Source organism: Vibrio rotiferianus (assembly GCF_002214395.1).
Classification (GTDB): domain Bacteria; phylum Pseudomonadota; class Gammaproteobacteria; order Enterobacterales; family Vibrionaceae; genus Vibrio; species Vibrio rotiferianus.
Genome location: NZ_CP018312.1, coordinates 2940856 through 2957115, shown reverse-complemented (window position 1 = coordinate 2957115; position 16260 = coordinate 2940856). Strand labels below are relative to the sequence as shown.

Sequence of the window (16260 nt, the reverse complement as noted above, 5' to 3'; positions counted from 1 at the left end):
TTGTGTCAAAACTGTAATTAAATTCAGAACTTATTCAAAAATGACTGCCTATATTCTGTACCTTGGCACTTACGGAAAACAATAATGAAAAAAATGTCTTTGGCTGTGGCGCTTTCAGGTGCCTTGTTAGTCGCTCCATTTTCTTGGTCGCAATCTTTATCTGCGACTACTCAATATCCAATCTATCAACTTGACGGCAAAGTGGTTCTCGGTCGTGTTGAAAGCGTTTATTACAGCGAGATTCCAGAGCTAAGTGATGTTCCTTTTATCGGCAAGATTGATACCGGCGCCGACACGACCTCAATGCACGCAGAAAACATTCACGTCAGCAGCAGCAACCCAGAATACAAAAGCCTCAAAGATAACAAGCTGATGTGGGCAATCATTGATGATCTTGGTGGCACCAAAGCCAAGTGGGATGCTGACAGTTTTAAGCCGTACCAAGTGACCGTGAGTTTCACTATTCATCATCCGTACACAGGCAAAGAAATTAAGATCACTGATGATCTTGAACGCATCAGTGCGATCCGCAGCCGTACCAGCGAAAAACCAATTCTACGCCCGACGGTGAAAATGCCGATGACCATTGCAGGACACACTGTGGACACCGTGGTTAATCTGACCAAGCGTACTCAATTCTCAGCACCTATCTTGATCGGTAAGACTTACCTCGACAACAACGCGTGGGTGTTTGCTGGTTACGATTACCTGCAAGAGCAACAAAAGGCGCAGATGATCGGTAAGAAAGAAACGGTTGAAGTGGAAGGAGTGCCATACAAGGTGAGCATTTCAACTTCTAGCCGTTACACCAACGTACATGCGCTGAATATCAAAGTGGATAAGAAGAAAAAACAAGTTTCTTTCACTTTAGAAGGTGAGAACGGCAAGCGTCATCCAATGACCCTGCCATTAGTACGTATGTTGAAAACCAGCAAGAGTGAGCGTCCTTTGGTTTATCTTCCGGTGAAAGTGAGTGAAACCGAGACGCAACAATGGCTGGTTTACTTGCGCGATCGCAGCAGCTTTAGCTCGCAAATTCGCCTGGGTAAAGACGTTGCAAGCCAGCACTTCGTGATTGACACCGACAAAGAGAACTTGCTCGGTGGCGTTGAGAAGTCATTTAAGAATGCTCTGAAATCTAAGCCATTGGTTATCTCACCTGAAGAGTCAGTCAATATTGATGGTCATGTACTGCCTGCGTATCCAACCTTCGCGGTTAAAACGCCATTGTTGCGTGTGGATGGCTTTGAATTGACGGAAAAAGACAAGAAAGAAGTCGTGACCTTCTATCTGCCAAGCGCGAAAGGCAAGGAAGAGAAAATCACTAAACACGTATTGAAGAAGCTCAAAGTGGGTGACTCGGTTCGCCCAGTCGTTGAAGGTGACTTCCTATTTGGTGATGAAGAGAAGAGCATCGAATTTGCCATTGATGTATTGGAGAAAGACGATCAAGAACAGCCGTTCTTTGTCTTCGGCCACAGCATGGCGAAAGGCGGTGTGCTGTTGAATACACGCGCTGATCACTTATTGGATGCGCGTCCGCTGTTTAAAGCCGGTCATATTGAAGTGGCGGAAGTGGAAGGCATGTCTTTCCCGGTGAAATTGGATACGGGCGCGGATGTGAGCTCAATTAATGCCAAGAACATCAAACAGTTCAAGAAAGATGGCAAAGACATGGTGAGCTTCACCTATGAGAACGACAGCGGCATGAAGAAGGAATTTACCAAACCCGTTGTCGACGTGATGCGCATTAAAGCCAAGAAAGGTGAGAAAGCCAACGTCCGTCCGGTGGTGGAAATGCATGTTAGGCTTGGCGAACTAGAGAAGAAGGTTCGCGTTAACTTGCAAGACCGTAGCCGCTTCCATTACAGCATGATTCTGGGTAAGAACTTCTTGAAGCACGGTGCGATCGTTGCCAGCGACACCAACTACATTGTGACCGAGAAGCCTGATTACGAAGAGTAGTCCTCAAGGTAGCTATCTAAAACGCAAAAGCCGCACTCTTAAGTGCGGCTTTCTTTTATCGGGTCACAGAATCAATGTTGTTCGGCTTGATAGCGAATGCTGTTGATAAACCATTCTTTGTAACCTTCCGGCGTTCTTACTGCGAATTCATCATCGACTTCTTTTTTTAATAGCGCACGCGCCATTGGGGAGTCAATCGAGATATAGCCTTTTGCATCACCATAGATTTCATCGGGACCAACGATGCGGAAATTCTTCACATCGCCCGCTTCATTCTCAATTTCCACCCAAGCACCAAAAAACACTTTGCCTTCCTGCTGAGGTGAGTAATCCACCACTTTGACTTGCTCAAGGCGCTTACGTAAGTATCTGACACGACGGTCAATTTCACGCAGGCGTTTTTTGTTGTACTGATAATCTGCGTTTTCGCTTCGGTCGCCCAAGCTTGCTGCCCAAGTAACTTTTTTGGTGACTTCTGGACGTTCTTCTCGCCATAAAAAGTCGAGTTCTGTTTTTAGGCGATTGTAGCCTTCACGGGTAATTAAATTGGTTTTCATTAGAAGTAAATCAGCCGTTATTGGATTCTGTTGATCATATACCCAAGTAACCTCAAGATGCTAGGTTCAGCGAGAATGACTTGGTTTGTAGACGCGGCGGCGATTTAAAGGTCTAGTGGGCCTAAATCAAGAATCGGCAACAAAGTATACAAGCCAAGAGCCTTACCATTTGTAAAGAGTGCCCTTCGGGAGCGTGTAATTGACCCGCTTTTTTATTAAACCAATGGCTGCGTCAAACAACTTGGAAAGAGCTGGCTATTACACTGCGTTGTTTTCCTTGCTTACTTTCGATAAACAGGGAATCAATGACAGCGCTCTGAATCCTGTATCTTGAAGTCACTTGGGTATAGCAGCCTTTATTTTGTCTGACTGTAAATTGTTGTGATGAGAAGAAAAACGACGTGAAACATCGAAATAATCCATCAAAACCGTGGCTAAGATAAAAAGAGTAACAATTTGAACAAGCACGTTTGAAAAAACAGTGATACATTTTTGACTATAGATGCCTCTGAAAGGATGTTTCAATGCAGGAAAATCATAAAATATTAGTGGTTGATGACGATGCTCGTTTGCGTGCTCTGTTGGAGCGTTACCTTTCTGAGCAAGGTTTTCAAGTGAGAAGTGTCGCTAACGGCGAGCAGATGGACCGTCTTCTGACCCGTGAAAACTTCCACCTTATGGTGCTGGATTTAATGTTGCCGGGCGAAGATGGCTTATCGATTTGTCGTCGTCTACGTCATGCTAACAACATGCTACCTATTCTGATGCTGACGGCGAAAGGCGATGAAGTTGATCGTATCGTTGGTCTTGAAGTGGGTGCAGACGATTACTTACCAAAGCCGTTCAACCCGCGTGAACTGCTGGCTCGTATTAAAGCAGTACTTCGCCGCCAAACGGTTGAACTGCCAGGTGCGCCAAGCACGGAAGAGAAAGTGGTTGAGTTCGGCGACTTCCGTCTGAACCTAGGTACGCGTGAAATGTTCCGTGGTGACGAAGCGATGCCACTGACTTCAGGTGAATTCGCGGTGCTGAAAGCACTTGTGACCAACGCTCGTGAGCCGATGTCACGTGATAAGCTAATGAACATGGCTCGTGGTCGTGAATACTCAGCGATGGAGCGTTCTATCGACGTTCAAATCTCGCGTCTACGCCGTATGCTAGAAGACGACCCAAGTAAACCGCGCTACATCCAAACTGTGTGGGGCTTAGGTTACGTGTTCGTCCCAGACGGCAAAGAAGCGTAATATCCTCTAAGGTCTGCCGATAATATACGGCTGCTCATATTCCACCCTCAAACTTCCTTCCTGTTTGAGGGCTGGAAACTCGCAATTAATGTTGTTCAATAGGAACAGTCCATTAGGAATTCTCCATGCGAATCCGAAGTTCATTTACACAATCCATTCTGCTGTTCATCTCTTTGCTTCTCGCTAGCCAAGTCTTCTCTTACTACGCCGTTTTTAACTACGCGTTGATGCCAAGTTTGCAGCAGTTCAACAAAATTCTCGCCCATGAATTGAATCTGGTGCTCGATGAAGATGGCTTACTCAAGTCCGATGCGCCACTGCGCCATCAACTGCTGGAAAACTTGGGTGTGACGGTACATAGCGTCGATAGCGAGATGATGAATGAGTTCAATCATGCGATGTCGATTGATTTGATGTCAGAAGAGATGACGCAAGAGCTCGGTTCTCCAACGGAAGTGCGTTTACTACTTGGCAGTGAAAGCTACATTCTGTGGATGCGTATCGATCAGTTGCCGAACTCCATCATCCGTATTCCGCTCTCTGAACTGCAAGAAGAAGATTTTGCTCCGCTGTTCCGTAACAGCTTAATCATGGCGCTTCTTATCATTGCTGGTGGCTGGTTGTTTATCCGTTTGCAAAACCGACCTTTGATTGCGCTAGAAAAAGCCGCGAAAGGGGTTGGTCGAGGTGAAATTCCTCCGCCATTACCAGAGAAGGGGGCCTCGGAAATTCGATCTGTAACTCGCGCATTCAACCAGATGTCGAAAGGCATTCAAGAACTGGAAGAAGATCGTGCGCTACTGATGGCAGGCATCAGCCATGACTTACGCACGCCATTGACGCGTATTCGCCTCGCGACAGAAATGATGTCACCTGAAGACAGTTACTTAGCCGAAGGCATCATCAGTGATACCGAAGAGTGTAACGAGATCATCAGCCAGTTTATGGACTACCTCAAGCCGGTAAACAAAGAGTCGTTTGAGCAGGTGGATATCAACACCATCACCAGCGATGTAGCAACGTCGGAAGGGGGCTATGAAGTCGAAATCGAAACTGACCTCAACCCTACGATGCCAACCGCTAAGGGGAGCCCAATCGCAATTAAGCGTGCGGTGAGTAACCTTGTGGTTAATGCTCTGCGTTATGGTAATGGCTGGGTGAAAATCAGTACGGGCGTCACCGCCGACAAACAGTTGGTGTGGGTTTGCGTTGAAGATAACGGTCCGGGTATTGAGCAATCGCAAATCGCACGCTTGTTTGAACCTTTTACTCGTGGTGATACTGCACGTGGTAGTGAAGGAACAGGCTTGGGCTTGGCCATTGTTAAACGTATTGTCAGTCAACACTCTGGCTCGGTTGTGGTGCGTAACCGCAGTGAAGGCGGGCTAAGCGCACAAATCAGCTTCCCAACCAAGTAAGCTCTCTTCGCTCAACTGATTCCAATAAAAAAGCCCAACCAAAGTCTGGTTGGGCTTTCCGATCATCCTAGTGCAAGGTTAGGATTCTTTTACCTCTTGAGCAACCAGCTCATCTTCCTCTTCCAACTTCTCAGGAAGCAGTAGGTTCAATACGATAGCGGTGATGCCGCCTGCCGCCACGCCTGTTGAGAAAATGCTCTTAATGAACTCAGGCATAAATTGCAGAATTTCTGGCTTTTGTGCAATGCCCAAGCCCATTGAGAATGACAGCGCCATAATCAGGATTGCGCGGCGATCGAGGTCGACACGAGAGATGATGCGTACGCCCGCTGCGGCAATGGTACCGAACATCACGATAGTCGCGCCGCCCAGAACTGGCTCAGGAATCAACTGCACAAAACTTGCCACACCCGGGAACAGCCCCAAAATCACTAGCATGCCTGAGATAAAGTAACCTACGTAACGGCTGGCTACGCCAGTGAGCATAATGATGCCGTTGTTTTGACTAAAGGTAGAGTTCGGGAAGCTGTTGAATACTGCTGCAATCGCTGAGTTCAGACCGTCAGCCAATACGCCGCCTTTGATGCGCTTCATGTAAACCGGACCTTTCACTGGCTCACCGGAAACTTCAGATGTCGCGGTAATGTCACCAATGGCTTCTAGTGCCGTAATGAAGAAAATCAGAACCAGTGGAATAAACAGCGACCAGTCGAAGCTTAAGCCGTATTGCATTGGTATCGGCAGTGCGATGAGGTCAGTTTCACCCAGTGTTGACGTGTCGACCATGCCCATGAAGTACGCCATGACGTAGCCAACCAGCATTGCAATTACAATTGATGCAACACGTAGGTATGGGTTCTTTGAGCGGTTAAGAATCACGATCAAGCCAAGTACTGTGCCAGCAAGAGCTAACTTGTCTAGGCTACCGAAAGAGCCATCGCCCATTGCCGCATAGCCTCCGCCCATTGACACCAAACCCACTTGAATAAGCGTCAGACCGATAAGCGTCACGACGATGCCAGATACCAATGGAGTGATGATGCGGCGTGCGTGTTCTAAAACGCGAGATAGCAGGATTTCTGCAAAAGACGCTACCAAGATAGTACCGAAAATCGCTGCCATCATGGTGCTGATGTCCGCGCCGCCGGCTTTAAGAGAAAGACCCGCACCAATGATTGGACCAAGGAAGTTGAAGCTGGTGCCTTGCACTGAAAGCAAGCCAGAGCCGATAGGGCCAAAGGTTCGAATTTGAATAAAGGAAGATACGCCAGATGCAAACAGCGACATGCTGATGATGGTGTTGGTTTGGTCAGCAGGCACACCCAAAGACTGACAAATGATCAGAGAAGGGGTAATAACGGCTACGAACATCGCCAATAAGTGCTGAAGTGCAGCAAAAATGGTCTGAGGTAGTGGTGGACGATCGTTTAACTGATAGACCAGTTCCGAAGTTCGGTTTGAAGTTGTCATGTTTGTCTCGCTAGTCGCAATAATTCTTGCCCCAGAGCTCGCTGAATGGGAGTGCTGGGTGGAGTTGACGTTATGACCTGTGATTGCTGTTAATCAGTGTCAACTCAGGTTGGTTTGATGTGACAAGGCGCACACCATAAATTTTGTGCGGGATTATAGATGGATTTATTCAAAAAGCAAACGTTTGCTTTGGTGTTAATAGAAAAGGCGAACCAAATTGCTCGCCTTAATCTCTTACGCTTTGGAGTAAATGTCGCGTTCACCTAGCCAACGGTCAATGATCGCTGTTGCATTAGTTGGGTAATTGTCATGAATGTGGCGCGCAATGCGTTGAACTTCTGGAATTAAGCGCTGATCTCGCACCAAGTCGGCAATTTTAAAATCTGCCAAGCCAGTTTGTTTGGTACCAAGAAGTTCGCCCGGGCCACGAATCTCTAAGTCTTTCTGTGCAATCACAAAGCCGTCGTTGCTTTCACGTAATACGCCTAAACGTTTTTGCGCGGTTTTTGATAGTGGCGAGTGATACAGCAACACACAATGGCTTGCCACTGAACCTCGACCAACACGACCTCTAAGCTGGTGCAACTGAGCTAAACCTAAACGCTCTGGGTTCTCGATGATCATCAAGCTAGAATTGGGTACGTCTACGCCAACTTCAATCACGGTCGTTGCGACTAGCAAATGCAGCTTGTTGTCTTTGAAGTCTTGCATCACCGCTTGCTTCTCTGCGGGTTTCATTCGTCCGTGCACGAGACCAATTTTTACGTCAGGAAGTTTACGTTGCAGCTCTTCTGCAGTGTCGGCGGCGGCTTGAGCCTCCAAGACTTCGGACTCATCAATTAAGGTACATACCCAATACGCTTGTTTGCCTTCGTTTAAGCAAGCATTGCGCACTCGTTCGACGATATCATCGCGTTTAGTGTCTGGAATCGCGACGGTCTGGATTGGTGTTCGACCTGGCGGTAACTCATCAATCACCGACGTTTCTAAGTCAGCATAAGCTGTCATGGCTAATGTTCGCGGAATTGGCGTTGCTGTCATGATGAGCTGATGTGGATAAGCGCCTTGTTTCGCGCCTTTCTCTCGTAGTTCTAAGCGCTGGTGGACGCCAAAGCGGTGCTGTTCATCAATAATGACCAAAGCAAGATGATGGAACTCAACATGCTCCTGGAAAAGGGCGTGAGTGCCCACAACCATTTTCGCTTCACCACTGGCAATTCGGGCTAGTTCGGCTTCTTTGGCTTTACCTTTCAATTTGCCTGCAAGCCAACCGACCTGAATGCCCATTTTCTCAAACCAATTAGCGAAGTTAATCGCGTGCTGCTCGGCGAGCAGTTCGGTCGGTGCCATTAAAGCGACTTGATAGCCGTGTTCAATGGCTCTGACGGCAGCAAGCGCAGCAACTAAAGTTTTCCCCGAGCCTACGTCACCTTGAACAAGGCGCATCATTGGGTGCGTTTTTTCTAAGTCAGCTTCAATTTCTTTAACGACTCGTGCTTGAGCATTGGTCGGCGAGAAGGGCAATTGAGCCAGTAGTTGCTTTTTCAGTGAGTCGCACGACGCCAAAGGCAATGCAACGTCCTGTTGCCCTTTGCTGCGCACTGCCAACATAGAGAGGTTCTGCGCCAGTAACTCTTCCATGATCAAACGAATTTGAGCAGGGTGCTTGCCTTCATCAAACTCATCCAAATTAATAGTTGGCGGTGGACGATGAATCGTATGCAGCGCTTGCGACATGGTTATCTGGTGATTGTACAAACCAGAAGGTAGCAATTCTTGTACTGCGGCTTTATCGAGGAGTGATAAAGCTTGTTCCGTCAGGTTACGCAAAGTGATTTGACGCAATCCATCGGTGGTTGGATAAACGGGGGTTAAACTCTGTTCCACATCCGGCTTTTGTTCACTTACATAAAACTTGTAGTCAGGGTGAACTATTTCTAAGCCCATACCGCCACGCTTAATTTCACCGTAAGCGTGTACTAACTTACCATTCGAGAAATTGTTCTTCATCGCGGCAGTAAAGTTAAAAAAGCGTAGGGTAATGGTGCCATTGCCGTCGCTGATTTTTACCGTCAGCATTTTGCGTTTGCCGAAAGTAGTATCGACAGCCATGACTTTGCCCTGTACCGCCGCCCAAAGCCCAGCATGCAGTTTGGCGATTGGGTAAATGCGAGTGCGATCTTCGTAACGAAGAGGAAGGTGAAACAGTAGATCTTGAACGCTATGCAAACCAACTTTGGCGAGTTTTTCTGCGACTTTAGCGCCAACCCCAGACAGAGAAGTTAAAGGAACAGCAGATAACATTTGGGCAGACATAGTGGGCTCAAGAAAATAGTTAACATAGCAGTATGTTAACCACGAAGCTGTGTTTTTGTACAGGGAAAAATACAGCTTCGTGAGGAGTCGAATTTCGCTCCTTCGCCGCTATTCAGGATAACAAAAGTTGATTATTTACTTTGCATCTCTTTCCACCACGATTCGTCAGCCACAATTTGGCCTTCGTCATCAAGTTGTGGATATTCTAGCCCTTTACGTTTCGCTACTTTTGCTAAGACCGGATGTCCTCGCTCAAACAGAATGCGGTTGATGGTCTCTTTTGGCAGTGCGCTTTCATCACGTTCGTACATACCAGCGGCTTCACGCTGACGCTGCGCTTCATAAAGAATCACAGCACTGGCGACTGAAACATTCAAAGACTGCACCATACCGACCATTGGGATAATGATGTCTTGGTCTGCGAGTTTCTTCGCCTGTTCTGAAGCGCCAATTTTTTCGCTACCAAGAATGATTGCCGTAGGCTTGGTGTAGTCGATTTCACGAAAATCGACCGCGGTGTCCGAAAGGTTAGTCACCAGAACTTGCATGCCTTGCGCTTTGAGCTCGGTAATCGCAGTTTCAATCGAATCGTGAGTATCCACTTCAACCCAGTTGCGCGCACCTGCTGAGGTGTGGGTCAGTGTGCGCATTTTGTCTGGCCAAATCGCATGAACTTTGTGTAAGCCTGTTGCGTCAGCGGTACGGATCACGGCGGAAACGTTGTTCGGCTTATGAACTTCTTCAAGGCACAGGGTGAGGTCGGTTTGGCGTGCTTTTAACACCTGATGGATGCGGTTGTAACGTTCTAAATTCATAATAAATAGGGATATAAAAAAATCGCCACCCAGAGTGTGGGTGGCGATAGAGTTTAGTTCTTTCTTCGTCTGACTCGAGTCGCCTGTGGCATGGTCTTAATCTTACGCATTATGCCAGCAAGGTGAACACGATCTTTGGTGGTTAGTAGAACAGTAACGGTGTACAAGCGACCGTCGCGTTCTTCGGTTGAGAGACCGTGAATGTTCGAACCGGTTTTCGAAATCACATTGGTCAATTCCGCTAACGCACCTTGGTTATTGAGCATATCGACTTTCAGTTCAGCAATGAACTCTTTGTCGTACTCTTCAGACCAAGCGACTGCCATGTATTTGTCTGGTTCTTTCTGGTATCCGCGTACGTTTGGACACGTTTCACGGTGTACCACAAGACCACGACCTGGTGATACGTGGGCAATGATGTGGTCATCTGGGATAGGGTGACAACAATTTGCGAAAGTCAGTAGCAGACCTTCTGCACCACGGATTGGCAGTTTCTTGTTAGATTCGTTTGGAATCGAGCTTGTGGTGGTCAATTCATCAGTGTCACCCAGTAGGCGACGCGCGATGACGATGCTCATCAATTCACCCAAACCAATGGCTGCTAGCAGATCATCGACGCTTTCTAGGCGCAGATCAGTCAGCACTTCTTGGATGTTTTCTGGGTAGATTGAATCAATCGAATGACGACCCAAAGCGTGATTCAGTAGACGACGACCTAGGGTAATCGACTCTTCACGACGCATGGTCTTCAACACTTGACGAATCTTAGTGCGGGCACGAGAAGTTACAACATAGTTCAACCAAGCTGCATTTGGACGCGCACCTGGTGCACTGATGATTTCTACTGTCTGACCATTCTTCAGTGCCTTACTTAGTGGGTAAGGGTTACGGTCAACACGAGCACCAACACAAGAGTTACCGACATCAGTATGTACGGCATAGGCAAAGTCGACTGCTGTTGCGCCTAATGGCAATTCAACGATACGACCTTTTGGTGTGAAGACGTAAATCTCATCTGGGAACAGATCCGATTTTACGTTTTCAATGAATTCGAATGAGTTACCAGCACTTTGTTGTAGCTCAAGCAGGCTTTGCATCCAACGCTGAGCTTTCACTTGCGCTGTCGTGCCAGATCTGTCGCCCTTGTCTTTGTAAGACCAATGCGCAGCAACACCTTTGTCCGCCATTTGATCCATATCTTCGGTACGGATCTGAACTTCAACAGGTACGCCGTGTGGGCCGACCATAGAAGTGTGTAGCGATTGGTAGCCGTTCGCTTTTGGTACCGCGATATAATCTTTCATGCGACCAGGACGCGGCTTATACAAGCTGTGTACTTGGCCTAGAACGCGATAACAAGTATCGGCAGTATCAACAACCACTCGGAAAGCGTAGATATCCATGATGGTGTGGAAGCGCTGTTCTTTGGTTTTCATCTTGTTGTAGATGGAGAACAGGTTCTTCTCACGACCTAACACGCGCGCATTCAAGCCAACATCTTCCAGTCGACCTTCGATTTCGCTATGAATACGCTGGATCATCTCTTTACGATTACCACGCGCCGCTCGTACCACTTCTTTTAGGACGCGGTAGCGGTTTGGGTAAAGCGCTTCGAAGCCAAGTTCTTCGAGTTCCGTTTTGATATTGTGAATACCAAGACGGTGAGCGAGTGGAGAGTAGATCTCTAGTGTTTCGCGGGCAATACGACGCTTTTTATCCGGGCGTAGGGCTCCCAACGTGCGCATGTTGTGCGTGCGGTCAGCTAGCTTGATGAGAATGACGCGAATGTCTTGCACCATGGCAAGTACCATTTTGCGGAAGTTCTCAGCTTGCGCCTCTTTGCGATCGCGGAATTTGAGTTTGTCCAGTTTAGATACACCATCAACCAGCTCTGCCACGGTATTGCCAAACTTCTCTTCAAGGTCTTCTTTAGTAACATCACAGTCTTCGATGACGTCATGCAGTAAAGCTGCTTGAAGGGTTTCGATATCTAGGCGCATTTCAGCCAAAATTCTGGCTACAGCAACGGGGTGGATGATGTATGGTTCACCGCTAGAGCGGGTTTGCCCTTCATGGGCATCTCTTGCTACCACATAAGATTGACGCAGAGCCTCAATTTGAGGCTCTGTTAGGTATTCTTGGGCAACGTCTTTGAGGCTATCGAATAGATACAAATTATAGGCCCGGGAGGTTGTTGAATTCTAAAGTCAGAATTAACGGTTGTGAGCGATGCTGCTTACTGCCGCTAGCTCTGCCGCTTCTTGCTCTTGCTGTTCTTGACGTTCACGAGCGTCTAGAACTTCTTTAGTAATTAAACCTTCTTCGATTTCGCGTAGAGCGATAACCGTTGGCTTATCGTTCTCTTCTGGCACTAGTGCATCTTTACCGCCAGTTTGCATTTGACGAGCGCGGCGAGCCGCAATCAGTACTAGGTCGAAACGGTTGCCAACTTTTTCAACAGCGTCTTGAACAGTTACGCGTGCCATGAGGACTCCAAATAGTTAACTAAATTTTGAATGACGAGAAAGTATACAGTCTCAAGGCTGTATTTGCTAGCGATAAGACGTGTAACAACAATGACTTTCTATATAAGCAATATAAGCTTCCTTACCGTAATAAAGAAGCAAAAATTCATTTTTATATCTAAGCGGGTTGGAATTATAAATTCCGGCTCGAAGAAGACGCTTAGATATCAGCAGTTTTATTCTGCTAGAAGTGCATCAAGCATGCCTTTATATTTAGCAGCTTGTTTTTCTTCCTTCAATCTTTCTGCGCGCAGAATGGCTTTGAAATCCATTAATGCGGTGTCGAAATCATCGTTTACGATCACATAGTCGTATTCGTTGTAGTGTGAGATTTCAGACTTTGCTTCTGCCATACGTTTCGCGATCACTTCTTCACTGTCTTGACCACGAGTGTTTAGGCGACGTTCTAGTTCACCGTTTGACGGAGGCAGGATAAAGATGCTCTTCGCTTCCGACATCTGCTCACGAATTTGGCGTGCGCCTTGCCAGTCGATGTCTAGAAAGACGTCGATGCCTTTGTTTAGCGTTTCTTCAATCCATACGCGTGATGTGCCGTAGTAGTTACCAAACACTTCTGCGTATTCTAGGAAATCGCCTTTTGCAATCAGAGCTTCAAACTCTTCTTTAGCAACGAAATGGTAGTGGACACCGTTTTCTTCACCTGGGCGCATGCCGCGGGTTGTATGAGACACAGACACTTTCATTGCGTATGTCGGATTACGTTCCAACATTGCTGAGATCAAGCTAGATTTACCTGCGCCGCTAGGTGCAGATACGATATAGAGAGTACCTTTGCCCATTGTACTGTTCCACTTTTGGTTGGATTGAGTAAGTGCCGAGAGAAAGTATCGACAATGTAATAACGATAGCACTGGCAATGATGGTTTCACCACCAAAGGGATTGAGATTGGTGATAATCCCGCCAGAAAAATGGAGGCGAAGAGTATCACGATCTTTAATGGGTTGCCAGTTGATCTTGTCGGATCTAAATCAAGTGGCGGGCCACTCAAGCCTATCAGATTAACAACGAAAAAAGGGGAAGCTCTCACTTCCCCAGGCGTGCGACTGACTCACACTTAAACCTTTCATAATCAAGCAAGTTTTCTCAACTATTCAGGTTATCCTTGCGTCTCCAAGAAGTTGATCCACGGACTGACAACCGCTTTCATGTCTGGAGATTGAGCTGCGCTCTTCATCGCTTTTAAGGCATTCATTGGCTGCTTCAGTTCGAAATAGGCCATACCTCTAATGTAAGATAACTCGCCTTTTTGGTCTCGTTTTGCATCCGGAGCTGCCGTTTTAGCGAACTTCGCGGCTTCAGTGTATTGCTTGTCCAAAATCATCAAGCGGGCAATTTTTATCTGTGTTTTTGCTTTTGGCTCTAGGTTATAAGCTTGCTGATAAACTGTTATCGAGCTGCTTAGTTCTTGAGCCTGTTGCCAAAACTCTGCCAGTTTCTCTAAATTGCCTACACTACGCTCGACGTAACCCTTTTCCATTGCTTCTTCCAGCGTTTTTGCTGCGCGGAATGGAACGCCTTTGTACGCTTGGAAGTTGACTAAGCGAACGAACTCTTTCTCATCATCAAACAAGCCCATCTTATGTGCCATCTCGAGAGTTGAAAGTGCATTTCGCTCTTGGTCGAGCTCCATGTAAATACCGGATAACTGAGTCCAATAGCGCTTATTTTTCGGATACTTCGTCGTTAAGATTTTCAGCACACCAGCAACACTTTTGAACTGTTTCAGTTCGTAGTGTGATGACATAAGAAGTTGATACCAAGATTCACTTGGATTCTTTGTCATCGCAATGGCTTTCTTCGTTGGAGGAATTGCATTCTTGTAATCCTCCAACTGAACATAAGCACTTGCTAACGTGATATAGGCATGAGCTTGAGGCTTTTCTTCGGTCGTTTCAGCAATCTTGAACCACTCTTTCATCGTGCTTACCGATTGCTTAAATTTACCTTCTGCCAAATAAAGCTGTGCCAAGCTATAACGAACTTGTTGAGCTACTGGAACCGGTAAAGCATTGAGCTTTAGCGCTTCTGCGAAATACTTCGCTGCTTTAGGGTAGTTATCTTTTAAGGAATAAAGAAAACCCATCTGCTGTAAAAGTACTGCTCGATCGTATTGTTTTTTACTACTGCCTTCTAAAGCAGAGTTGAGTTTGGAAATTGCCTCAGAATATTTCTCTGTTGCAATCAACTCTTGAACTTTATTTACCGTTCGAAAGGTTCTGTCAGACAACTCAGGTGTATTGGCAACAGCAGACGCGCTATACGCGCCTGCCATTACTAATAGAGAAGCCAACAACTTAGTATATGCTTTCATATTGCGACTCCTTAATTGGTAGAGAACTCGATTTCTTGAGAAAGGCGAGAGCTAACCGCTTGTCCATCAACCATCTTAGGTTTGAAGGTCCACTTAGAGACAGTCTTCTTCGCTGCTTTACCCAAGCCCAACTTACGCGGGGTCTCTTTCAAGACTTTGACATCTTGAACGCTACCACGCTCGTTGACGGTAAATTCGATTAATACAATACCTTTTTCAATCCCTGCTCGAGCCGCTTTACGAGGCATTTGAGGTTGGAATGTCGCTAGAGGTACAGGACCTCCGCCACCTGCCAGCTTAGCCCCCCCACCTTGTGAGTAGTGGCCAAGTACTGAACCACCAGTTACGTTTACTGGTAGGTCGAGTTTTGGCATATCCATCGGGACTTGATCCATCACCGGTTTAACCGTAGACGTAACCTTCATCTCTGGAGGTGGCGGCGGTCGCTTAGGCGGTGGTGGTTTCGGGAGTTCGCGTTTCTTCTCCTGTATTTTTTCGTCCGGTTTAATGCGAATAAATTCCACCATACGAAGGTCTTCATTCGACACTAGCTCGTGGCGCTCTTTGTTTACTAGCTTGTCCATCCCCCAGAACAATCCGAGGGAGACAATGAGCGCCAGTGCAATTGAGGCCAGATACCGCATAAGCTTAATCCTTATTGGTTGCGGCAATGGAGATGCTTTCTACACCTGCCATCTTAATCTGGTCCATTACCTTCACGACTACGCCAGCATTAGCTTCGGTATCCGCTTGGATAACAACCGCACCATCTGGGCTTTCAGCTCGTAGACGCTCGATGTTGGCACGTACAGCATCAACTTCGATACGGCGCTTATCAACCCAAACATCTCCGGCTGCGCCGATGGCAACCATGATGTTACCTTTCTTCACGGTTTGCGCTGAGCTTGCCGTAGGACGATTTACTTCTAGACCTGCTTCTTTAACAAACGATGTTGTTACGATAAAGAAGATCAACATGATGAATACGATGTCTAGCATCGGTGTCATATCGATAGCGGCTTCTTCGCTGCTATCACTGCTATAGCGTCTCTTCATGACCTATACCTCTAATTCCGTTTACTCAGGCAATGTGCTTTAGCTTGTCTTCAAGCTTCTGCGTGGTGACTTTGGCTAAATGATCAAGACGAGTACTAAAGAAAAGTCCTGATAGAGAAGCCACCATTCCCGCTAATGTTGGGATTGTTGCCTTTGAGATCCCCGAGGCCATTGCTCGAGGGCTTCCTGTACCTGTAACCGCTAAGATATCGAATACTTGAATCATACCGACAACAGTGCCGAGTAGACCAAGTAGGGGACAAAGTGCAATCAGTACCTTAACGATTGGCAGCCCTTTCTTATTCTCAATATCCTGACGAGAAACGATTTCTTGTCGGATCATCTTAGCGTTCCAGCTTTTATGTTCTGAGCGCTCTTCCCAAAAGCTAACGGCTTTTTTCATTGCTTTTGGAGCGACGGCAGCGAAGTAAAACCAACGTTCTAGCAATACTGCCCACAACATGAAGCTGAGGATAAAGATGACGACAAGTACGTCGCCACCCATTCCCAAGAAGCGCCTAATTGATTCAAGTTCTCCAACTAACCACCACATAATGCCTC

Annotated in this window: 14 protein-coding genes; 3 read left to right on the top strand and 11 right to left on the bottom strand. The window is 46.9% G+C overall.

All coding sequences use genetic code 11. The features are described from left to right. Window positions 1–84: 84 nt before the first annotated feature. Window positions 85–1965: a putative ATP-dependent zinc protease gene (locus tag BSZ04_RS22855; protein WP_162531084.1), complete on the top strand. Its 1881-nt coding sequence runs from the start codon at window positions 85–87 to the stop codon at window positions 1963–1965. 71 nt (window positions 1966–2036) lie between these two features. Here the strand turns inward: BSZ04_RS22855 and greB are convergent, their stop codons facing one another. Then, window positions 2037–2522 carry a transcription elongation factor GreB gene (gene greB, locus BSZ04_RS22850; protein ID WP_009698970.1) on the bottom strand — a complete coding sequence of 162 codons (486 nt, stop codon included), beginning with the start codon at window positions 2520–2522 and terminating at the stop codon, window positions 2037–2039. Between the two features lie 524 nt (window positions 2523–3046). On the opposite strand from greB, the gene ompR reads away from it, so the two are divergent. After that, entirely contained in the window at window positions 3047–3766 is a 720-nt protein-coding gene (gene ompR / locus BSZ04_RS22845; RefSeq protein ID WP_005430151.1) for an osmolarity response regulator transcription factor OmpR, read from the top strand. 125 nt (window positions 3767–3891) lie between these two features. Continuing rightward, a complete protein-coding gene (gene envZ, locus BSZ04_RS22840; protein ID WP_005448471.1) occupies window positions 3892–5184 on the top strand; it encodes a two-component system sensor histidine kinase EnvZ in 1293 nt (430 codons plus the stop codon). A gap of 78 nt (window positions 5185–5262) precedes the next feature. Here envZ and BSZ04_RS22835 read toward each other — a convergent pair whose 3' ends face one another. The 10 genes from BSZ04_RS22835 to BSZ04_RS22790 all read right to left on the bottom strand — a co-directional run bounded on the left by BSZ04_RS22835 (window position 5263) and on the right by BSZ04_RS22790 (window position 16252). Beyond that, window positions 5263–6654: a uracil-xanthine permease family protein gene (locus tag BSZ04_RS22835; RefSeq protein WP_009698969.1), complete on the bottom strand. Its 1392-nt coding sequence runs from the start codon at window positions 6652–6654 to the stop codon at window positions 5263–5265. Window positions 6655–6888: 234 nt separating this feature from the next. Next, a complete protein-coding gene (recG, locus tag BSZ04_RS22830; protein WP_088881465.1) occupies window positions 6889–8970 on the bottom strand; it encodes an ATP-dependent DNA helicase RecG in 2082 nt (693 codons plus the stop codon). Window positions 8971–9101: 131 nt separating this feature from the next. Continuing rightward, window positions 9102–9785: a tRNA (guanosine(18)-2'-O)-methyltransferase TrmH gene (gene trmH / locus BSZ04_RS22825; RefSeq protein ID WP_088881464.1), complete on the bottom strand. Its 684-nt coding sequence runs from the start codon at window positions 9783–9785 to the stop codon at window positions 9102–9104. 53 nt (window positions 9786–9838) lie between these two features. After that, window positions 9839–11959, bottom strand: a complete 2121-nt coding sequence (gene spoT, locus BSZ04_RS22820; RefSeq protein ID WP_038883414.1) for a bifunctional GTP diphosphokinase/guanosine-3',5'-bis pyrophosphate 3'-pyrophosphohydrolase — start codon at window positions 11957–11959, stop codon at window positions 9839–9841. Window positions 11960–11998: 39 nt separating this feature from the next. Then, window positions 11999–12271, bottom strand: a complete 273-nt coding sequence (gene rpoZ, locus BSZ04_RS22815; protein ID WP_005379346.1) for a DNA-directed RNA polymerase subunit omega — start codon at window positions 12269–12271, stop codon at window positions 11999–12001. Window positions 12272–12486: 215 nt separating this feature from the next. Continuing rightward, window positions 12487–13110 (bottom strand): guanylate kinase, encoded by a 624-nt coding sequence (gene gmk, locus BSZ04_RS22810; protein ID WP_071234844.1) that lies wholly within the window; start codon window positions 13108–13110, stop codon window positions 12487–12489. A 318-nt stretch (window positions 13111–13428) separates the two neighbouring features. Continuing rightward, window positions 13429–14643 carry a tetratricopeptide repeat protein gene (locus BSZ04_RS22805; RefSeq protein WP_088881463.1) on the bottom strand — a complete coding sequence of 405 codons (1215 nt, stop codon included), beginning with the start codon at window positions 14641–14643 and terminating at the stop codon, window positions 13429–13431. Between the two features lie 11 nt (window positions 14644–14654). After that, window positions 14655–15287 carry an energy transducer TonB gene (locus BSZ04_RS22800; RefSeq protein WP_088881462.1) on the bottom strand — a complete coding sequence of 211 codons (633 nt, stop codon included), beginning with the start codon at window positions 15285–15287 and terminating at the stop codon, window positions 14655–14657. Between the two features lie 4 nt (window positions 15288–15291). After that, complete coding sequence (locus tag BSZ04_RS22795; protein WP_010445055.1) at window positions 15292–15699, bottom strand: ExbD/TolR family protein; 408 nt, start codon at window positions 15697–15699, stop codon at window positions 15292–15294. Window positions 15700–15724: 25 nt separating this feature from the next. After that, complete coding sequence (locus BSZ04_RS22790) at window positions 15725–16252, bottom strand: MotA/TolQ/ExbB proton channel family protein (protein WP_005430146.1); 528 nt, start codon at window positions 16250–16252, stop codon at window positions 15725–15727. Between the last annotated feature and the right edge of the window lie 8 nt (window positions 16253–16260).

Excerpts from the sequence above, each read along its gene's own strand:
- BSZ04_RS22855 (WP_162531084.1), top strand. The coding sequence starts at position 85 with ATGAAAAAAATGTCTTTGGCTGTGGCGCTTTCAGGTGCCTTGTTAGTC.
- greB (WP_009698970.1), bottom strand. The coding sequence starts at position 2,522 with ATGAAAACCAATTTAATTACCCGTGAAGGCTACAATCGCCTAAAAACA.
- ompR (WP_005430151.1), top strand. The coding sequence starts at position 3,047 with ATGCAGGAAAATCATAAAATATTAGTGGTTGATGACGATGCTCGTTTG.
- envZ (WP_005448471.1), top strand. The coding sequence starts at position 3,892 with ATGCGAATCCGAAGTTCATTTACACAATCCATTCTGCTGTTCATCTCT.
- BSZ04_RS22835 (WP_009698969.1), bottom strand. The coding sequence starts at position 6,654 with ATGACAACTTCAAACCGAACTTCGGAACTGGTCTATCAGTTAAACGAT.
- recG (WP_088881465.1), bottom strand. The coding sequence starts at position 8,970 with ATGTCTGCCCAAATGTTATCTGCTGTTCCTTTAACTTCTCTGTCTGGG.
- trmH (WP_088881464.1), bottom strand. The coding sequence starts at position 9,785 with ATGAATTTAGAACGTTACAACCGCATCCATCAGGTGTTAAAAGCACGC.
- rpoZ (WP_005379346.1), bottom strand. The coding sequence starts at position 12,271 with ATGGCACGCGTAACTGTTCAAGACGCTGTTGAAAAAGTTGGCAACCGT.
- gmk (WP_071234844.1), bottom strand. The coding sequence starts at position 13,110 with ATGGGCAAAGGTACTCTCTATATCGTATCTGCACCTAGCGGCGCAGGT.
- BSZ04_RS22805 (WP_088881463.1), bottom strand. The coding sequence starts at position 14,643 with ATGAAAGCATATACTAAGTTGTTGGCTTCTCTATTAGTAATGGCAGGC.
- BSZ04_RS22800 (WP_088881462.1), bottom strand. The coding sequence starts at position 15,287 with ATGCGGTATCTGGCCTCAATTGCACTGGCGCTCATTGTCTCCCTCGGA.
- BSZ04_RS22795 (WP_010445055.1), bottom strand. The coding sequence starts at position 15,699 with ATGAAGAGACGCTATAGCAGTGATAGCAGCGAAGAAGCCGCTATCGAT.
- BSZ04_RS22790 (WP_005430146.1), bottom strand. The coding sequence starts at position 16,252 with ATGTGGTGGTTAGTTGGAGAACTTGAATCAATTAGGCGCTTCTTGGGA.